Genomic DNA, 275 nt, shown 5'->3' with positions numbered 1-275 from the left:
ACCCAGATAGCAATGAATTTGTATTGAAAGACGTATCATTACAAATAAAAGCAGGAAAAAAAATCGCCATTTTAGAAAGAAGCGGAACTGGAAAATCTACTTTGTTAAAATTGTTAACAGGTGCACTAAGCCCATTACAGGGTGAAGTTTTATTGAATAGTGAACATGCTCACACGAATCTTTTATCAAAATATATTTCTGTATTGAATCAAAAGCCGCATTTATTCGATACGACAATTGGGAATAATGTGCGAATCGGCAAACCAGAGGCAACA

Annotated in this window: 1 protein-coding gene; it reads left to right on the top strand. The window is 34.5% G+C overall.

Annotated elements, in window-relative coordinates; translation table 11 throughout:
* The coding region (locus tag ACS2QP_RS27655) for an ATP-binding cassette domain-containing protein (protein WP_438883046.1) at positions 1–275 on the top strand (275 nt) is incomplete at both ends.

This window comes from Bacillus cereus group sp. Bce019 (genome assembly GCF_051781745.1).
Classification (GTDB): Bacteria; Bacillota; Bacilli; order Bacillales; family Bacillaceae_G; genus Bacillus_A; species Bacillus_A cereus.
This window is presented reverse-complemented; position numbering and strand designations above follow the sequence as displayed.